We start from the raw sequence: 17,580 nt of genomic DNA, 5'->3' as shown, positions 1-17,580 counted from the left end.
GCCCAACCGATGCGATTAGTAAATATCAAACAAATATAAAAGGGGTAAACTGTACCCTTTGTCAAGGATAATAAAAAAGAGATAAACTGTATCCTGATAGTTAGACACAGAAAAAGAGGCTGTGCTTAACTATCGGGGTATTTTTTTGTATAATAAAGTTATCAAGCAACTCCTCAAGGTGGAGTAATTAGTCCTGTACTGGCAAGTATGTTTCTACATTATGTCTTTGATATGTGGATGAAACGAAACTTCCCACAGGCTCCGTTTGAAAGATATGCAGATAATGGAGTAGTTCACTGCCGTAGCAAAGAAGAAGCGACTTATATCAAAGAAAGGCTTGCAAAGCGGTATACATCAAATGCAGAGATGCTAAATCCTATGATACGCGGTTGGATAAATTATTTCGTTAGTATTTTTAGAGAATCCCGAATCGTAATATTGGGAAGAATCTCTTTTTGCGTCAAAGCAGGATTTTGGAACTGCTTATTAAGCATTAAGAGGCATTCGGCAGCCATGGTTTCGATTGGAATTTGTATTGTGGTTAAAGAGGGATTAAGAAATTCATTTATGTGTGTCAAACCATTACCGATTGCCAGTATCTCAATGTCTTCCGGAATGCGGATGTGATGTTCGTAACAATAGTGCATAATGCCGAGAGCAATCATATCACTGGCAGTATAAATCACACTGGTTGATCTAAAATCAATCCGAGAAGCAATCTGATAGCCATCATAGGATTGATTCGTATCTACATCGCATTCCACATATTCCTGAGAATTTTGAGATAAAAGATTCTTTAGCGTGTTGTCACGTATTTTCATTCCTTCAAACGCGTGAGGAGCTTTTACAATAGCAATTTTACCTTTATTTTTAAGAAGGCTGAAAGCCTCACGGGCGATTACAGAGTCATCTACATAGACGCTGCTTAAATTCTCCAGTATGCGATTGTATAAGACAACAGGGACCATTGGCTTTGTTGTGGAGAGAAATTTAAGGTCCTCTTCGCCGGCATTGGCAATCAGCGCACCATGAAAGCTGGAAACAGATATTAGAGAGTCTTCTTTGGAAAGCATATTGTTTTCATAGGGATATATGATAACATCATATGCTAAGTCAGACTCTTTGATCTGCTGCTGAACTCCTTTTAAAAAACGGGCAAGCATAATATCACGGAAGTCGGTTGTCCAATACAGAGCAATTGTCTTGCGTGTATCAGGAACACGCATCCGTTTTGCGGATAAATTGATCTGATAATTTAATTTCTTTACTGCCCGTAATACTTTTTCCTGCGTTTCTTTCGGTATTTTTCTTTCTTCACTTTTACCATTTATCACAATAGAAACGGTGCTTTTGGATACACCGGCCAATTCTGCGACTTCTCTGATTCCCGCCATTTATATACTCCTAAAATAAAATTTTTGGTACCTTTTTATAAATCTATCATATCAGAAAGAAAACATCTTGACAAGCATTTAGTAGACCGTTATACTTAACTCATCAAGTACACCGGTCTACTAAATGGAGAAGGAGATGTGTGGATGCCGGATCATGACTGGCATCTCACAGAAAAGAAAAATGGCAGACAATAAAATAATGGCCGAACGTGTGTTACAAACGGTAGGTGGAAAAGAAAATGTATTAGATGTTACACATTGTATGACCCGGTTAAGGTTTCGATTAAAAGACGAAACAATTGCTAAAGATGATGAAATCAAAAAAATTGATGGTGTGTTGGGCGTGGTAAGAAATGGAGGTCAGGTGCAGGTTGTGATTGGCCCGCAAGTTGCCAAGGTGTATGAAGAATTACAAAAAACAGGCAGCCTTTCTGAAAAGGAACCTGTAAAAGCAGAGGCAGACGAATCGCCATCAGCCAAAGGGAAAAAGAAAAAAACAGCCATAGACGTCATTAACAACGTGATAGGAGCATTGGCAGGCTGTCTGACACCCTTGATTCCGATACTGCTTTGCTGTGGTATGGCGAAGATGCTGGCCTCCGTTCTTGGGCCCAATCTTTTTAATGTTTTAGACACCCAAAGCAATCTGTTTATCCTGCTGACATTGGTTGGGGATGCCGGCTTCTATTTTCTGCCGGTCATCATTGGCTATACTGCTGCCAAACGGTTTGGAATGACACCGGTCATGGGCATGCTGTTTGGTGCAATCCTGGTTCACCCCACCTTGGTGAAGCTTGCAGCGGATGGAACCGCTTTCAGCGTATATGGAATTCCTGTGTCTGTACAGAACTATACCTCAACAGTATTTCCTATGTTTCTGACGGTATGGATCGGATCATATGTGGAAAAGTTCCTGCGCAAACATATCCCTGATACCATTCAGGTAATAGGGGTACCTCTGATTACCTTATTTGTTATGCTTCCGGTGGAGCTTAGTCTGTGTGCTCCCCTTGGATACTACCTGGGAAATGGGATTGCAACTGGACTGGTAGCACTGAATCATGTTGCAGGTCCTCTTGCTGTAGCAGTTCTTGCCGGAAGCTGGACTCTCCTGGTCCTGTGCGGCATGCATGTTGCACTGGTTCCATTTGTAGTCACCAGCTTTGCAACTCTTGGATATGATACCTTTATTGTTCCTGCGATGTTTGCTGGGAGCTGGGCAACCTTCGGATGTATGCTTGCTGTCCTGGTATTGGTGAAAGATAAGAAAAAACGTGCATTGTATTCGGGGTATGTTTTTGCATGGCTGATCGGAGGGGTCGGAGAGCCTTATAAATATGGGGTACAGATTCCATACCGGACTCCCTTGTACGCAAGTGTGATTTCCGGCGTGCTTACAGGGCTAGTTGCAGGTTTTATGCACCTGACTGCCAATGTATTGAATACCGCAAATGGAATTTACTCCTTTGCCGGTTTTCTGGGCGGAGATATGAAAAACTATATTGCCCTGATCGTTACGACCATTGCAGGAACAGCTTTTGGTTTTATTACGATGTATGTGTTGAAAATTGATGAAAGCCTTGTAGAGTAATTACCGAAGAACGAAGTAAGGAGGATGCGTTTATGAGAAATGATAGCTATACCCATGAAAAACTAAGTCCCCATCTTTGGCGTATCATTGACAGTACCGGTGTCTGCTGTTATCTGGTTGCAGGCACAGAGAAAGCCTGCTTGCTGGATACCACCAACGGACTGGGAAATATCAAGGAATATGTGCAGTGTCTGACGGACCGCCCGGTATTTGTTGTGCTTACTCATGCACACCTGGACCATATGGGTTCCTCAGGATTGTTTGATGAAGTTTATTTAAACCTGGAAGACCTTCCGGTATATCGTTTTAAAACAAGCAAAGGGCACCGCCTTTTGGATGCAGAGAGGCGTCTGAAGCTTCAGGTATCAGATATAAGTGAACTTCCACCTATTTATGATGGAGCCTTTCAACCGCTTTTTGATGGCCAGTGCTTTGAACTGGGAGGAATAACGATTCAGATGATTTCCGTAAAAGGGCATACACCAGGCATGATGTGCGCATTGCTGAAAGAAGAGGCAATTGCCATCTTTGGCGATGCATGCGGCGTTGCAGTGATGCTGATGGATGAGTTTTCTTCCAATGTCTCCGAATATCGGGAAAGTCTGCTGCATCTGAAAGAATATGAAACACAGTATGATGTGGTCTATCGTAACCATGGTACATTTACTTCCCCAAAAGAGCTGTTGGATAATGTGATTGAATGCTGTGACCTTGTATTAGCAGGAAAAGACGACCGCGTTCCAATCCAGGCCCACGGACACGACCTGTTCCTTTGCCATAAGCTGAAGCCGGGAACTTATGAACGTATGGATGGAAAAGAAGGGAATCTGCTTTATCTGGCGGAAAAAGTCAAATAAAAACAAATGGGAGGCATGCGGCTTGCTGTTGCATGCCTATCCATCTATAAATTGCAGTAGAAAGAAGGAAGAATATGAAACAAATCAGAATTGGTTCCGGTGCAGGCTATGGAGGTGACCGGATAGAACCGGCAATTGATTTAATCGAGCGTGGAAATCTGGACTATATCATTTTCGAATGCCTTGCAGAGCGCACGATTTCTCTTGCACAGAAGGCAAAGCAGAAAAATCCTGAACTTGGGTATAATGAGTTATTTGAATATCGGTTTGACAAAATTTTAGATGCCCTGAAAGACCATAAGGTAAAGGTTATCACCAATATGGGCGCTGCCAATCCGGAGAGTGCAGCGGTGCGCTGCCTGGAGATGGCAAAGGAAAAAGGCTTTGAAAAGCTTAAAATTGCTTATGTCAAGGGAGATGATATCGGTGACCGTCTGGGAGATTACCTGGATTATCCGGTGCTTGAAACCGGGGGTAGTTTATCAGAGATACAGGGAGAGATACTATCCGCAAATGGCTATATTGGAATCCAGGGAATCGTTGATGCACTAAGGAACGGAGCCGATATCATTATTACCGGGCGGGTTGCAGACCCATCGTTAGCATTGGGGCCGTTAGTTTATGAATTCGGCTGGTCAATGGAGGATTATGACAAGCTGGGAAAAGGAACGTGGATTGGTCATCTTCTGGAATGTGCCGGTCAGGTAACCGGGGGATATTTTGCAGATCCGGGTTACAAAGATGTGCCTGAATTGTGGAATCTGGGTTTTCCTATGATTGAGGTAGATGAAACCGGCAATGGAATTATCACAAAGCTTCCGGGAACAGGAGGTATGGTGACCAGTGAGACCGTTAAGGAGCAGACTCTATATGAAATTCAGGATCCGGAAAACTATTTTACCCCGGATGTAATTGCTGATTTCAGTAAAGTAAAAATTGAAGAAGCAGGGAAAGACAGGGTACGGATTTCAGGCGCGTCCGGAAAGGCGCCGACTGGAAACTATAAAACCAGCGTCGGATACCATGACTGTTACATTGGTGAAGGTCAGATCAGCTATGGCGGAGGCAATGCAGTGGCAAAAGCACAGCTTGCAAAGGAAATCCTGGAGAAGCGATTTGAGAAAATCGGTCTTGTTTATGATGAAATTCGTTTTGATTTTATCGGAATGAATTCCTTATATGGAGATTCCATTTCAAAACAGTTGAATTCCGGTAATATTGCAGAAGTAAGACTGAGAGTGGTAGCACGTGTGAAAACAATTGCGGAAGCAGAGCTGGTGGGAAATGAAGTAGAAGCTTTGTATACCAACGGACCCTCAGGAGGCGGGGGAGCAACAAAGAATATAAAGGATATCGTTAGCATTGCATCTATATTTATTCCGGTTGAGGATTTTACAATATCGGTTGGATATCTGGAGGCAGACAATAAAAATAAGCAGGAAAGCCAGCCATCTCCAATTTATGGCTGATGATATAACAGGGAGAAACAACAAGTGAAAGACTGTGGGGTTAGAAAAAAAGAATGAAACTAAAAGAAAAAGCACATTCGAGAACAGGGGATAAGGGAAATATTTCTATTATTTCTGTGATTGCATATCATGATGAAGATTATGCATTTATAAAAGAAAAGGTGACGGAAGAACGGGTGAAAGAGTATTTCAAGGAAATTGTCCATGGAAATATCACCAGATATGAGATTGAGTCAATCAGTGCCCTGAACTTCGTAATGGAAGATGCATTGGGCGGCGGTATCACACGTTCACTGGCTATGGACATGCATGGAAAATCTCTTGGAAGTGCACTTTTGGAGATGGAGATTGGCTGATAGCAATATATCTAATTGGCTATCATTGAAGATTTCATGCAGCAGAATTCCAGACAAAAGTGTTCTCCATTGTATGCAATCAGGGCAGAGACACCCTTTTGTTTTTGACGGAAGCGGTGGGATTCGAACCCACGTGCCCTTGCGGACAACCGCATTTCGAGTGCGGCTCGTTATGACCACTTCGATACGCTTCCATATAATATAAATAAATTTCATTTTATTCTATAAAAACATTCCCATTTTACTTCTTAACATCATACCATAAGAATGCGAACGATACGATTATACACGATAATGTCGGGTTTGTGTAGTGTTTTTCGTGAAATAAATGCATTTTAACAGAATAAGGTTTTATACAATGGAAATAATAGGATAGAGATTAGAAAAAAGTGCATAAATAATAAATAAAATCCAGAAAATTTTGTTGAATGTGAATATAAAACCAAAGAAATTCATGGAAGAGGTGTAGGAGTGAGGAATATAAAGCACACATTTACTACCGTAGAAGAATTGGTTGCATTTGTGGTGAGAGCCGAGAAATGCAGCTATGAGGTAGATGTGATATGCAATCAATTAGTCATTGACGGAAAATCCCTGATGGGAGTCATGATTATAGGAATTGGGCGGCAGGTTGAGATCGTCTGCCATAACGAAACCGCATCCCCTGAGGAGCTGGTTGGGCGTGCTGCTTAATTCTTCTATGTAATATGATACGAAATCAGACTTGTATTTTTTACGATACAAGCCTGGTTTCTTTTTGTTTTACCGGGCTTTTCCTTGCAAACCACATATATTAGAGTTATAATTTGAAACTGTTTATTTCAGAAAGAGATTGATTTAAAACAGGAGGATACGAAAATGCAGTCAGACGACCATTCGGTTAAAAATACTATTCATCGATTTCGCAGCTTTCGCTATGAATTAATACTGGAAGGAATCCTCGTAGGAGCAGTTTCTGGCGGGGTGGTGGTATTGTTTCGATATCTGCTGATCTATGCAGACAAACTGCTACAATTCCTCTTAGATTATGGAAAAGCACACACTTTTATGATACCGTTCTGGTTTGCTTTCTTGTTCCTTTCAGCCTTTGTAGTTGCCCGCTTATTAAAATGGGAATCTTTTATTTCCGGCAGCGGCATTCCCCAGGTGGAAGGGGAGATGATCGGGGCGCTTGATCCTTGTTGGTGGAAGGTCCTCATAGCAAAGCTGACAGGAGGGCTGTTAGCCATTGGCTGTGGCTTATCACTGGGAAGAGAGGGGCCCAGCATCCAGCTTGGAGCCATGTCAGCAAAAGGAGTGTCCCGTATGATAAGACGGGGAAAAACGGAAGAAAAGCTATTGATTACCTGTGGGGCAAGTGCTGGTCTTTCCGCAGCCTTTAACGCACCGATTGCCGGAGTCCTGTTCTCTTTGGAAGAGGTACATAAGCATTTTTCACCGGAAATTCTTTTATCCACCATGGCTTCCTCCATAACAGCCGACTTTGTTTCCAGAAATGTGTTTGGATTAAAGCCAGTCTTTGACTTTCAAATTACCCGTATGATGCCCCTTGGAAGCTATGGTCACGTGATTTTATTAGGTGTGCTCCTTGGCGGACTTGGAATCGTGTATAACACCTGTCTGACTAAGACACAGGATGTCTTTCAGAAGATTCCAAAGCAGACCATACGGCTTTTGATTCCCTTTTTCTTAGCCGGAGTGTTTGGTTTTACCTATCCTTATGTACTGGGAGGAGGCCACCCTCTGGTAGAAAACCTGACCACAGATCAATTGGTCATAGGAGGGCTCTGCCTTTTATTTATCCTGAAATTCAGTTTTTCCCTTATTAGCTTTGGCTCCGGGGCTCCGGGAGGGATATTCCTGCCTCTATTGGTCTTAGGTGCAATTATAGGCAGCATATATTATAAGACCGCGGAAGGGTTGACCGGTTCCTTAGACGGGCTTTTGGATAATTTCATCATCCTTGGAATGGCTGGTTATTTTGCAGCCATTGTCCGTGCACCGATTACAGGAATCATTTTAATTAGTGAGATGACGGGAAGCTTCTCCCACCTTTTGACTCTGTCCATGGTATCTCTTGTGGCTTATGTGATTCCGGATATGGCACACTGTGCTCCGGTCTACGATCAGCTGTTACACCGTTTGTTAGCCAGATTAAATCCTCAAAATGGTCTTGTCTCCAGAGGAGAAAAGGTACTTGTGGAAGGCATGATTTTTCATGGTAGTGAAGCAGAGGGGCGAAAGGTATCAGAAATTCAGTGGCCAAGGACCTGTCTTTTAGTATCCTTAATCCGGGGAGAGGCAGAATTTGTTCCAAGAGGTGAGACTGCCTTTTTGGCAGGAGACAAACTGGTGGTTCTTTGCGAAGAGACGGTTCAGAGGGATCTTCATCAGCTCTTACAGGAGGTCTGCGAGACCGTGAAGATGGAGTCCAGGGCTTAAATCTTCCCTGAATCCTGATTTTTTATTGACTTTCCCCCTTCAAAAGACGTAAACTAAGAAAAAGTCATTTCAGGAGTTTGGCATATGAAAAATCAGACAAAGGATAGCTTTAACGAGCTGGAACGGCGCCGGCGCCAAAGAGAAAGACGCAGGAAGCAAAAGAAGAAACAGACATTTTTAAATATCCTGTACATAATCGGTAAAACACTGATATTAGCTTCAGCCCTGACCGTGCTTTTAATCGCACTGAGCCAGATCTTTCAAAGAAATTATGTGGATTTGAATTCCGTTACCATGCCCTCATGGGTGGAACAGGATTTCATAACCCCTAACGAATACTCCAGGCCCCAGACTAAGATGAAGCGGGTCAAGGAAATAGTCATACATTACGTAGCAAATCCAGGAACCACTGCCAAGCAGAACATGGCCTATTTTGACAGCTTAAAGGATCAGAAAGGGATTAAAAAAATCTCTGCCAGCAGTCATTTTATCATTGGACTGGACGGTGAGGTCCTTCAGGGGATTCCAATCACAGAGGTGGCATATGCCACATCAAAAGAAAAGAATCCCGATACCATTTCCATTGAATGCTGCCATCCCGATGAGACCGGCAAGTTCAATGATGACACCTATGGTTCACTTGTCAAGTTTACTGCCTGGCTTTGTGAAAATCTGGGACTAACGGAAAAAGATGTCATCCGCCATTACGATGCCACTGGAAAGGATTGTCCCAGATATTTTGTAGCCCATGAAGATGAGTGGAAGCAGTTCTTACAGGACGTCAAAGAGGCGAGAAAAGAGTTTCGTCAATAATCTTCACGGCATCAGCGATGCAGTCATTGCAGGAGCGCAGGACATTCCCTGTTTCCACGCCTTTGATGTCCTTACAGATTAAGCTTCCATTCTGGTTTTTAAAATCCGATAAGCACTGCCTGGACATCTGATAAGATACCTTTTTAGAGTCCGGGCTGTCTAAATGGGCAGAGCTGTTTTTCAGTCCGGAGAGTATGGAGGCAGCGCCAATGGCTCCGCAGGTGCCTTCCATGCCGCCCATTCCAAGTCCCATACCCTCGGTAATACGGAACATGGTTTCCTCGTCAATGCCCACTTTGTCGCAGAAGACACAGGAAACGGCCTGGGCACAGTTATATCCCATATCGTGTTTTTTCAAAGCTTCTTCCATTCTTTTTGTTGAATCTGACATGTGAAATTCCTCCTTTTTTAAAAATCTTATTGGTTACTCATTTCTTTTTGCTGTACTGGACTGAGATGGATTCTGTTAAAGATAAAGTGAAAGATAAATCCACCGAGACAGGTTGCAAATAAATAGACTGCATTTCCAACTCCTGTGCCAAACTTCACAGCTATTTCATGAAAAACAATCTGTGCGGAAGGGTAATAGGGGGAAATATAGAACATATCAGCCTGACCCAAAGGCTTGGCAGTTCGATTTATAATAGAAGCAATCATGCAGCAGATCAAAAACAGGGGCAGGGTTTTTATAAATCCCTTAATAGAGACATCTGAAACCCGGGAGAATGCAATTAAGAGACCGATATAGACCAACAAAAGATGCCAGATAAGACCGTGAAGCGTTAAGAGCCAGTAAGGGTGAAAGAGCCCGGAAGGCTCAGCCAGTGCCATGATTCCTCCTAATAAGTTAAAGTCCTGCATAAAGGTGCAGATAATCCTTTGACCTTGTCTCCCTGGTACAAAGGGAAGGAGGAGGCAAAAATACATGGGAAGGCTGCAAAGCTGAAATGGAAAATACCACCAGTTATAGGTCTGCTCATTGACTACATAATAAAGAAAAAGCTGCTTCCAAAGCTCAGTACCTAAAAGGACCAGCCCACAGATAAAAAGCAGGCGTGGAAGCTTCTTTTTATTCATTCTCCTGCTGGTATAATAGGCCAGTAAAACAGCCAGTGTAAGCCCCACCGCCAGAAAGAGAATATGAAACAAGGAGTAAGGGAGCGGCGGATTCATAGGCCATGCGGTTTTTTCAAGGAAATCCTTCATAATTGATACCCTCAATTCTACCTGTCATCCAAATTTAAACTATATTATAAAGGATTGGAAAAAAACATGCAAGGTAAATGAAACTATGTATAAAATTAAGCGTTTTCTTAGGACGAAGTACTTGATTAATTCCGAAAATGCTATATAATGTATAACTGATACTTTGTTTAATAATTATGCAGATTTGTGCATATAAGGAGGAAGCATTATGAAGAAGAATGTAATCGCAATAGCCGCTGCCGTATGTATGGCCGCAGTTTTAACCGCTTGTGGCGGAACAGGTACTAAAACAGAAACAACTGCTAACGCAACGGAAAAAGCAGGTACAGAAAGCACTGCTGCAGAGACTAAAACAGCAGAAAGTGCAGCAGGTGGAAAGCTCGTTATGGTTACCAATGCTGAATTCCCACCTTATGAATACCATGATAATAATGAAATCGTTGGAATTGATGCAGAGATCGCTAAGGCAATCGCTGATAATTTAGGCATGGAGCTTGAGATTCAGGATATGGCATTTGATTCTCTGATTCCAGCTGTACAGTCAGGTAAGGCAGATTTTACTGCTGCTGGTATGACTGTAAATGAAGACCGTAAGAAAAATGTTGATTTCACTGATACCTACGCAAAAGCCGCTCAGGTCATTATCGTAAAAGAAGGAAGCGACATTGCTGATCCTGATGGTCTGGAAGGAAAGAAGGTTGGCGTTCAGACTGGAACGACCGGTGATATCTATGCAGATGATATCAAGGATGCCAATGTACAGCGTTACAACAAGGGCATGGATGCTGTAATGGCTCTTACCCAGGATAAAATCGATGCAGTTGTTATTGACCGTGAGCCTGCAACTGTATTTGTAAAAGATAATACAGGATTAAAGATTCTTGATGAAGCATTTACAGAAGAAGAGTATGCTATTGCAGTGAAAAAAGGCAATACAGAATTATTAGAGAAGATGAACGGAGCCATTAAGGAATTAAAGGACTCTGGTGAATTGCAGAAAATCATAGATAAATACATTACTGCAAAATAAGAAAAAGGAAGAGTGCCATGTGGGAAAAGCTAAGGGATGATTTTTATCAGAATTTTATTGTGGATGACCGTTGGAAATACATTACGGAAGGTCTGCAAAATACGCTGAAAATCACGTTTTTTGCAGTTTTAATTGGTATTTTATTAGGATTTTTGGTTGCCATTATTCGCTCCACCTATGAAAATACCGGCAGATTAAAGATTTTAAATGCCATCTGTAGTGTTTATTTGACCGTTATCCGCGGAACGCCGGTGGTTGTACAGCTTATGATCATGTATTTCATTATATTTTCATTTCATGATCCGGGGCAGATATTTACAGCAATCCTGGCATTCGGAATCAACTCCGGCGCCTACGTGGCAGAGATTTTCCGAAGCGGAATCAGTTCCATTGAGCGGGGACAGTTTGAAGCAGGACGAAGCCTGGGCTTTAATTATGCCCAGACCATGTGGTTTATCATTATGCCCCAGGCCTTCAAAAATGTGGTTCCCACTCTGGCCAACGAGTTCATCGTCCTGTTAAAGGAGACGTCCGTAGCCGGATACATAGGTCTCCAGGATTTAACAAAGGGCGGCGATATTATAAAGAGTCGAACCTATTCCGCATTTTTTCCTCTGATCTCTGTGGCCCTTATTTATCTGGTCATGGTAATGGTATTTTCATATCTTGTAACATTACTGGAGAGGAGGCTGAAAAAGAGTGAGCATTAATGAAATGGGAAACCCCTTAATCCAGGTTCAGAATCTGGGAAAGAAATTCGGTGATTTGGAGGTCCTTAAGGACATTTCCGTTGATATCTACAAAGGAGATGTAGTCTGTGTCATCGGACCTTCCGGTTCCGGTAAGAGTACATTTCTTCGGTGCTTGAACCGTCTGGAGGAACCGACAAGCGGCCATATCCTCTTTGAGGGAACCGATATTGTAGATAAAAATACAAATATAGACAAGCACCGTCAGAAGATGGGAATGGTGTTCCAGCAGTTCAATTTATTCCCTCACATGACGATATTAAAGAATTTGACCCTTGCACCTATGAAGCTGCAGGGCAAGAGCAGTAAGGAAGCAGAAGAGCAGGCCTTAAAGCTTCTGGATAAGGTAGGATTAAAGGACAGAGCTAATTCCTATCCAAACCAGCTCTCCGGCGGTCAGAAACAGCGTATTGCCATTGTTCGTGCCCTATGTATGAATCCTGACGTGATGCTGTTTGATGAGCCCACATCTGCTCTTGATCCAGAGATGGTAGGCGAGGTTTTAAATGTTATGAGAGAGCTTGCCGAAGAGAAGATGACCATGGTGGTGGTGACTCATGAGATGGGCTTTGCCAAAGAAGTAGCCACTCGGGTCATGTTCATGGATGGCGGCTATTTCCTGGAAGAGAATGAGCCAGTGGAATTCTTTGAACATCCAAAGAATGACAGATTGAAATCATTTTTAAGTAAAGTGCTATAAATATAGTTAAGGGTGATGCAAAATGGGAATTCCATTCTTGCATCACCCTTATTTCTTTACAGAAGCTTTGCCATGGAGTATTGATCCACGTAGCTTCCATTTACAATCATGGAATGAACCAGCCTTCCTTCTACTTCAAAGCCCATGCTTCGATATAATAATATGGCCTTATCATTATGAGCCATGACAGTCAATTCCAGTCTGGTTATGCCGTTTTCAGGGGCCCATTTTAACAGCTCCTGGAACAGTGTTTTTCCCCAGCCCTTTCCCCTGTAATCCTTTCGTATTCCGCAGACAATATAGGCGGTATGCTTGATTCGGTTCGCGGCCCCTCGTTTGGCAGATATAAAACCAACGGCTTTTTTGTCATCAAAAAGCAGCAGAAGAAGGGAATTTGATGTTTCCATCGTATGTAAGTATTGCTCCATATCTTCTGCGGTGGAGGTACGTTCTCCCGGTTCCAGCATCATGAATTCTGTCTCATAATCCAGCTGCTTCATCAGCTCTAAGAAACAGTTGGAATCCTGTGGGGTAGCTTGTCTGAAATTCATCCATCATTCTCCTGTCTTCTATATATTTGCTTTATTATATCATAATCAAAGGGAGTTGCAATTTATTACTTCCTGTGATTATGGATTGCTCTTTTCGCCTTGGTTATGTTAGAATAGGAAAGAGTTTACATTTAGATTGATATTAACGATTAAGAAGGCTGAATAAAATGATGTACTGTATAAGTGTGAGCCATAAGATGGCTCCCGTTAGTGTCCGGGAACGGTTTGCGTTTCGGGAAGAGGAGAAAAAAGAGTTCATGGAGCTTCTGGCTGGCAGGGAAGCGATTACGGGAATTGTTATCCTCTGTACCTGTAACCGGAGTGAGATTTATGTGTCAGGAAGTAAGCAGGCGGTTTCGGAGCTTCAAAAAGAGCTGGCTGATTATAAGAATGTGCGGCTTGAGGAAGTATTGAAATATTTAAATATATACAGGGGAGAAAGTGCCATCGGTCACTTATTTAAAGTGACCTGTGGATTTGATTCCATGGTGCTGGGAGAAGATGAGATTCTAGGGCAGGTTAAGGAAGCATATCAGATGTCTAAGGATATGAAGACAGTAGATTATGAGATGAATGTACTGTTTCAAAGAGCGGTCACCTGTGCCAAACGAATCAAAACGGATACTAATTTATCAAAGACACCATTGTCCATAGCAACCCTGGTTGCCAATGAAGTGTTTCATTTTGAGAATGGAGAAGAATGTAAAAAAGTAATGGTCATCGGCATGTCTGGAAAGATGGGAACCACCATTACAAAGAACCTTGTCTCAAAAGAAGGCATTGAGGTCACTGGTACCGTCCGTAGACACAACGATTACTTAACGGTTAATATTGAGCACGAGCGGGTAAAGGCAGTAGAGTATATTGACCGGTATCAATATATGGATGACATGGACATTGTCATAAGTGCAACCTTAGGTCCTCATTATACAGTAACGTATGAAGATTTATCCGGAGCATTAACCAGTAAAAAGAAGCGCCTTTTTATTGATGTGGCAGTGCCGGTGGATATAGATGCTTCCATTGAAAAGATAGATGGCGTAACTCTCTGTGATATCGATTATTTTGATACCCTGACAAAGAACAACACGGAGATAAAGCTAAGGGAGCTGGATCTTGCCAGTGCCATTATGGAAGAAGATTTAGACAGTGCCATAAAAGAGATGGTATTTCACCCTTATATTCACCGCATGGACGAGCTTAAGGCAGCGTTTTCCGGAAAGCGGCTGGAAAGCCTTCTTTTTCGTGTAAGAGATCAGTTAAACAGCGAGGAGCTTAAGGTGGTGCTTAAGACATTGGACGGCCTGGAGAGTTGGATCAAGGAGGGATAAGGATGGCTTATTTTCCGTTTTTTGTGGATTTGGAAGGAAAGAAGTGTCTGATTGCAGGAGGAGGAATCGTGGCGTACCGGAAGGTTCAGGTACTCATGGAGTACGGTCCTCAAATTACAGTAGTAGCACCTCAGTTCCACCCGGAGCTTCCCCTGCTTAAAAAAGAACTGGGGGGCAGGCTTACGCTTTTAGAACGGAAGTTTCAGGACTCTGATTTAGAAGGCGCGGACTTTGTAGTAGCCGGAACTTCAGAGGAAGAACTGAACAGACACATCTCTCTTTTATGCAAGGCAAAGAATATTCCTATTAATGTGGTCGATGTGCAGGAGGAATGCAGCTTTATTTTTCCTGCTTTAATAAAGGAAAAGCATATTACTGTTGCCATATCCACGGGAGGAGATTCCCCCACCATAGCCAAGTATTTAAAGGAAAAATTTAAAGAGGCCATTCCAGACGGATTTGGTGATCTGGCAGAGCAGCTTGGGTCATACCGGGATTTAGTAAAGGAAAAGGTGGATTTAATTTCCATACGAACGGATATATTTCAGACTATGGTAGAGGAAGGAATCCGGCAGGGAGGAGTCTTTACCAGAGAACAGGCAGAAGAACTGATAGAGAGGAAGCTATTGGAACATGAAGGAAAAAGTCATACGAATCGGAACCAGGAGAAGTGAATTGGCCGTTACCCAGACAAATCTGGTGGCAGAGGCCATTGAAAAGACCGGAAACGGAATGAAGACGGAACTGGTGTTAAAGCAGACAGAAGGGGACCGGATCCTTGACAAACCACTTTTAGAATTTGGCGGAAAGGGCGTGTTCGTGACAGAATTTGAACAGGCCCTTTTGCATGGAGAAATAGATCTTGCCGTCCACAGTGCCAAGGATATGCCAATGGAACTGGAGAAGGGGCTTGGAATCGTAGCCGTTCTTAAGAGAGAGGACCCCAGAGATGTTCTGGTAACCATGGCTGGCAGCAGCTTTACGGGAAAAAAAGAACTAGTGATTGGGACCTCCAGCTTACGAAGACAGATGCAGATTTATGAAATGGGAAAGAATCTGTGGCCTGATATGGAGGTTCGCTGTGAGAATTTAAGAGGCAATGTTCAGACAAGGCTTTATAAGCTGTCCCAAGGGGAATACGACGGAATTATCCTGGCAGCGGCTGGGCTTAAAAGGCTTGGACTTTGGGAAGATAAAAGATATCAGTATCAATGCTTTGACTGTGAATCCTTTGTACCAGCAGGAGGCCAGGGAATCCTGGCTGTGGAAGGGCGCCTTCATTCTGGCATGGAATCCTTATATGATAAGATACATGATGAAGAGACAGGGCTCTGCCTTTCTCTGGAGCGAAAGATATTAAAGCTTCTGGAGGCCGGCTGTCATGAGCCTATCGGCATATACTCCAGGCGAATCGGTGACAAGATGGAGGTCTTTGGCATCAACCGAAGAGGAGAAGAGACAAAAAGGATTCACTTAAAAGGGGAATTAACGAAATTGGACGAGCTGGCTCATTTAGCCGCGAAAGGCCTTTCATAACAGGAGGAAAGAATGAAGGAAAGAGGAATTGTCTGTCTGGTAGGTGCAGGCCCTGGAGATCCGGGGCTTATTACGGAAAAAGGAATGTTAAGACTGAAAAGCTGCGATGCAGTGGTATATGATTCCCTGGCCTCTGATCTTCTTCTAAAGGCAGTGCCAGACCACTGTGAGAAAATCTATGTGGGAAAACGGGCAGGCTTCCATTCCATGAAGCAGGAGGAAATCAATCAGCTTCTGGTGGAACTGGCAGAAAAGGGACGTAAGGTGGTTCGTTTAAAGGGGGGAGACCCCTTTGTATTTGGAAGAGGCGGAGAAGAGATCCTGGCACTGAAAAAGGCAGACATCCCTTATGAAGTAATCTCTGGCGTTACTTCAGCAGTGGCTGCCCTTGCAAGCGCAGGAATCCCGGTGACCCATCGGGCCATCAGCCGAAGCTTTCATGTGATGACAGGCCATACGTTATCAGAGGAAGGGACCTTACCTCCTGATTTTAATGCCTTTGCAAGCTTATCCGGGACACTTATCTTTCTTATGGGACTGGGAAATCTCCCCCTGATAGTAACGGGGCTTATGGATCAGGGAAAACCTGGTACCACACCAGCCGCTGTGATTGAAAATGGAACTCTTCCCGGTCAAAAGGTGGTACGAGGTAATCTGTTTAATATTCAGCAGAAGGTAAAAGAGTTTGGAATCAAAAGCCCTGCTATTATTGTGGTAGGAGAAACGGCGGCTCTTGATTTTTCTTCCACAGGAAAACAGCCTTTGGAGGGCTGCCGCATCGGAATAACAGGAACTCCTTCCTTTACAGGAAAGCTTCATAAGGAGCTGTCTGGTCTTGGGGGAACGGTAGAATATCTCTTAAGTCTTTCCTTAAAATCTTACCAGTCGGATGAACGGATGCAAAAAGCCTATGAGGACTTAAAAAACTATACCTGGATTGTATTTACCAGTGCCAATGCGGTCCGAGAGTTCTTCTTAGGACTGATGGAGCGTGGAGAGGATCACCGGGCTCTTGGACATGTTAAATTTGCCACGGTAGGAAAAGGAACGGCAGATGAGCTATTAAAATATGGCTTTCGGTCGGATTATACTCCGAAGCATTACCAGGTCCTTGATCTGGCAGAAGGGTTAAAGGGACGAGTCACGAAACATGACAGGCTGTTGATTCCAAGATCATCACGAGGCTCCAAAGAATTAAATCAGATTCTCAATGAGGTAAAGGCTGATTACGATGATGTGGTGCTTTACGATGTAAGGAAAGAAGGACAGGAAGAACAGGAAAATGGTAAAAGAGCTGCCATTACAAAGGAATTTGATTATATCACCTTTGCAAGTGCTTCCGGAGTCGACGCATTTTTTGAAGAGGATTCGGTGGCAGCATTAAAGTCGTTAGAGGGCCTTATGGTTGTCTGTATCGGCGATATCACGGCACAGGCGTTGGAGGCAAGTGGAAGAAAAGCAGATCTGATTGCAAAAGAATACAGCATCCAGGGAGTGGCAAAGGCTATATGCCAGGACTGGAGTGATAAGACCAATGGCAGGAAAGGAGTTTAAC

18 protein-coding genes, 1 tRNA gene and 1 pseudogene are annotated in these 17,580 nt (G+C 43.2%); 15 read left to right on the top strand and 5 right to left on the bottom strand.

The annotated features are described in order from the left end of the window. Positions 1–174: 174 nt before the first annotated feature. A pseudogene (locus T546_RS26180) lies at positions 175–378 on the top strand (reverse transcriptase domain-containing protein); the annotation flags it as partial. A gap of 20 nt (positions 379–398) precedes the next feature. Here the strand turns inward: T546_RS26180 and T546_RS0118855 are convergent. After that, positions 399–1,394, bottom strand: a complete 996-nt coding sequence (locus T546_RS0118855; RefSeq protein ID WP_026892968.1) for a LacI family DNA-binding transcriptional regulator — start codon at positions 1,392–1,394, stop codon at positions 399–401. A gap of 181 nt (positions 1,395–1,575) precedes the next feature. Between T546_RS0118855 and T546_RS0118850 the strand changes: the two genes are divergently transcribed. The 4 genes from T546_RS0118850 to T546_RS0118835 all read left to right on the top strand — a co-directional run bounded on the left by T546_RS0118850 (position 1,576) and on the right by T546_RS0118835 (position 5,667). Next, positions 1,576–2,985: a PTS transporter subunit EIIC gene (locus T546_RS0118850; RefSeq protein WP_026892967.1), complete on the top strand. Its 1,410-nt coding sequence runs from the start codon at positions 1,576–1,578 to the stop codon at positions 2,983–2,985. A 32-nt stretch (positions 2,986–3,017) separates the two neighbouring features. Further along, positions 3,018–3,842, top strand: coding sequence for an MBL fold metallo-hydrolase (locus tag T546_RS0118845; RefSeq protein WP_026892966.1), 825 nt, complete (start codon positions 3,018–3,020; stop codon positions 3,840–3,842). 74 nt (positions 3,843–3,916) lie between these two features. Further along, the gene (locus tag T546_RS24015) at positions 3,917–5,311 is read left to right on the top strand and encodes an acyclic terpene utilization AtuA family protein (RefSeq protein WP_051629978.1); all 1,395 of its coding nucleotides are present in this window, start codon (positions 3,917–3,919) and stop codon (positions 5,309–5,311) included. A 53-nt stretch (positions 5,312–5,364) separates the two neighbouring features. Then, entirely contained in the window at positions 5,365–5,667 is a 303-nt protein-coding gene (locus T546_RS0118835) for an AtuA-related protein (RefSeq protein ID WP_026892965.1), read from the top strand. 108 nt (positions 5,668–5,775) lie between these two features. Here the strand turns inward: T546_RS0118835 and T546_RS0118830 are convergent. After that, positions 5,776–5,861, bottom strand: a tRNA-Ser gene (locus T546_RS0118830). 277 nt (positions 5,862–6,138) lie between these two features. On the opposite strand from T546_RS0118830, the gene T546_RS0118825 reads away from it, so the two are divergent. The 3 genes from T546_RS0118825 (at position 6,139) to T546_RS0118815 (ending at position 8,922) form a co-directional block, all read left to right on the top strand. Further along, complete coding sequence (locus T546_RS0118825) at positions 6,139–6,360, top strand: HPr family phosphocarrier protein (protein ID WP_024838626.1); 222 nt, start codon at positions 6,139–6,141, stop codon at positions 6,358–6,360. Between the two features lie 165 nt (positions 6,361–6,525). Next, positions 6,526–8,109 (top strand): ClC family H(+)/Cl(-) exchange transporter, encoded by a 1,584-nt coding sequence (locus T546_RS0118820; protein ID WP_026892964.1) that lies wholly within the window; start codon positions 6,526–6,528, stop codon positions 8,107–8,109. A gap of 84 nt (positions 8,110–8,193) precedes the next feature. Then, on the top strand, positions 8,194–8,922 hold the full coding sequence (locus T546_RS0118815) for a peptidoglycan recognition protein family protein (RefSeq protein WP_034599946.1): 729 nt from the start codon (positions 8,194–8,196) through the stop codon (positions 8,920–8,922). On the opposite strand, the gene T546_RS0118810 is transcribed toward T546_RS0118815, so the two are convergent. Both T546_RS0118810 and T546_RS24010 read right to left on the bottom strand, forming a co-directional pair. Beyond that, on the bottom strand, positions 8,891–9,313 hold the full coding sequence (locus tag T546_RS0118810) for a C-GCAxxG-C-C family protein (protein WP_026892962.1): 423 nt from the start codon (positions 9,311–9,313) through the stop codon (positions 8,891–8,893). The genes T546_RS0118815 and T546_RS0118810 overlap by 32 nt on opposite strands. A 26-nt stretch (positions 9,314–9,339) precedes the next feature. Continuing rightward, positions 9,340–10,128 (bottom strand): TMEM164 family acyltransferase, encoded by a 789-nt coding sequence (locus T546_RS24010; RefSeq protein WP_051629977.1) that lies wholly within the window; start codon positions 10,126–10,128, stop codon positions 9,340–9,342. 208 nt (positions 10,129–10,336) lie between these two features. On the opposite strand from T546_RS24010, the gene T546_RS0118800 reads away from it, so the two are divergent. The 3 genes from T546_RS0118800 to T546_RS0118790 are packed head-to-tail and all read left to right on the top strand — an operon-like array spanning position 10,337 to position 12,607. Continuing rightward, a complete protein-coding gene (locus T546_RS0118800; RefSeq protein ID WP_026892961.1) occupies positions 10,337–11,158 on the top strand; it encodes a basic amino acid ABC transporter substrate-binding protein in 822 nt (273 codons plus the stop codon). A gap of 17 nt (positions 11,159–11,175) precedes the next feature. Further along, positions 11,176–11,868, top strand: coding sequence for an amino acid ABC transporter permease (locus T546_RS0118795; RefSeq protein WP_024838620.1), 693 nt, complete (start codon positions 11,176–11,178; stop codon positions 11,866–11,868). A gap of 4 nt (positions 11,869–11,872) precedes the next feature. Continuing rightward, positions 11,873–12,607, top strand: coding sequence for an amino acid ABC transporter ATP-binding protein (locus T546_RS0118790; protein ID WP_156951373.1), 735 nt, complete (start codon positions 11,873–11,875; stop codon positions 12,605–12,607). A 56-nt stretch (positions 12,608–12,663) separates the two neighbouring features. Here T546_RS0118790 and T546_RS0118785 read toward each other — a convergent pair whose 3' ends face one another. Further along, positions 12,664–13,158 carry a GNAT family N-acetyltransferase gene (locus T546_RS0118785; protein ID WP_026892959.1) on the bottom strand — a complete coding sequence of 165 codons (495 nt, stop codon included), beginning with the start codon at positions 13,156–13,158 and terminating at the stop codon, positions 12,664–12,666. 167 nt (positions 13,159–13,325) lie between these two features. Here T546_RS0118785 and hemA point away from each other — a divergent pair, with 167 nt between their 5' ends. From hemA to cobA, 4 genes are read left to right on the top strand one after another with little or no spacing between them, the layout of a single operon-like run. Next, positions 13,326–14,489, top strand: coding sequence for a glutamyl-tRNA reductase (gene hemA / locus T546_RS0118780; protein WP_034599944.1), 1,164 nt, complete (start codon positions 13,326–13,328; stop codon positions 14,487–14,489). Positions 14,490–14,491: 2 nt separating this feature from the next. Continuing rightward, positions 14,492–15,163 carry a precorrin-2 dehydrogenase/sirohydrochlorin ferrochelatase family protein gene (locus T546_RS0118775; protein WP_026892957.1) on the top strand — a complete coding sequence of 224 codons (672 nt, stop codon included), beginning with the start codon at positions 14,492–14,494 and terminating at the stop codon, positions 15,161–15,163. Next, positions 15,123–16,025, top strand: coding sequence for a hydroxymethylbilane synthase (gene hemC, locus T546_RS0118770; RefSeq protein ID WP_026892956.1), 903 nt, complete (start codon positions 15,123–15,125; stop codon positions 16,023–16,025). Before T546_RS0118775 ends, hemC begins: the two co-directional genes overlap by 41 nt. Positions 16,026–16,037: 12 nt before the next feature. Beyond that, positions 16,038–17,579 (top strand): uroporphyrinogen-III C-methyltransferase, encoded by a 1,542-nt coding sequence (cobA, locus tag T546_RS0118765; RefSeq protein WP_026892955.1) that lies wholly within the window; start codon positions 16,038–16,040, stop codon positions 17,577–17,579. Position 17,580: the final 1 nt, after the last annotated feature.

Source organism: [Clostridium] aerotolerans DSM 5434 (assembly GCF_000687555.1).
Taxonomy (GTDB): Bacteria; Bacillota; Clostridia; order Lachnospirales; family Lachnospiraceae; genus Lacrimispora; species Lacrimispora aerotolerans.
The sequence above is the reverse complement of the archived record's forward strand: the minus strand, read 5'-3'. Positions and strand labels throughout refer to the sequence as shown.

Excerpts from the sequence above, each read along its gene's own strand:
- T546_RS0118855 (WP_026892968.1), bottom strand. The coding sequence starts at position 1,394 with ATGGCGGGAATCAGAGAAGTCGCAGAATTGGCCGGTGTATCCAAAAGC.
- T546_RS0118850 (WP_026892967.1), top strand. The coding sequence starts at position 1,576 with ATGGCAGACAATAAAATAATGGCCGAACGTGTGTTACAAACGGTAGGT.
- T546_RS0118845 (WP_026892966.1), top strand. The coding sequence starts at position 3,018 with ATGAGAAATGATAGCTATACCCATGAAAAACTAAGTCCCCATCTTTGG.
- T546_RS24015 (WP_051629978.1), top strand. The coding sequence starts at position 3,917 with ATGAAACAAATCAGAATTGGTTCCGGTGCAGGCTATGGAGGTGACCGG.
- T546_RS0118835 (WP_026892965.1), top strand. The coding sequence starts at position 5,365 with ATGAAACTAAAAGAAAAAGCACATTCGAGAACAGGGGATAAGGGAAAT.
- T546_RS0118820 (WP_026892964.1), top strand. The coding sequence starts at position 6,526 with ATGCAGTCAGACGACCATTCGGTTAAAAATACTATTCATCGATTTCGC.
- T546_RS0118815 (WP_034599946.1), top strand. The coding sequence starts at position 8,194 with ATGAAAAATCAGACAAAGGATAGCTTTAACGAGCTGGAACGGCGCCGG.
- T546_RS0118810 (WP_026892962.1), bottom strand. The coding sequence starts at position 9,313 with ATGTCAGATTCAACAAAAAGAATGGAAGAAGCTTTGAAAAAACACGAT.
- T546_RS24010 (WP_051629977.1), bottom strand. The coding sequence starts at position 10,128 with ATGAAGGATTTCCTTGAAAAAACCGCATGGCCTATGAATCCGCCGCTC.
- T546_RS0118800 (WP_026892961.1), top strand. The coding sequence starts at position 10,337 with ATGAAGAAGAATGTAATCGCAATAGCCGCTGCCGTATGTATGGCCGCA.
- T546_RS0118795 (WP_024838620.1), top strand. The coding sequence starts at position 11,176 with ATGTGGGAAAAGCTAAGGGATGATTTTTATCAGAATTTTATTGTGGAT.
- T546_RS0118790 (WP_156951373.1), top strand. The coding sequence starts at position 11,873 with ATGGGAAACCCCTTAATCCAGGTTCAGAATCTGGGAAAGAAATTCGGT.
- T546_RS0118785 (WP_026892959.1), bottom strand. The coding sequence starts at position 13,158 with ATGAATTTCAGACAAGCTACCCCACAGGATTCCAACTGTTTCTTAGAG.
- hemA (WP_034599944.1), top strand. The coding sequence starts at position 13,326 with ATGATGTACTGTATAAGTGTGAGCCATAAGATGGCTCCCGTTAGTGTC.
- T546_RS0118775 (WP_026892957.1), top strand. The coding sequence starts at position 14,492 with ATGGCTTATTTTCCGTTTTTTGTGGATTTGGAAGGAAAGAAGTGTCTG.
- hemC (WP_026892956.1), top strand. The coding sequence starts at position 15,123 with ATGAAGGAAAAAGTCATACGAATCGGAACCAGGAGAAGTGAATTGGCC.
- cobA (WP_026892955.1), top strand. The coding sequence starts at position 16,038 with ATGAAGGAAAGAGGAATTGTCTGTCTGGTAGGTGCAGGCCCTGGAGAT.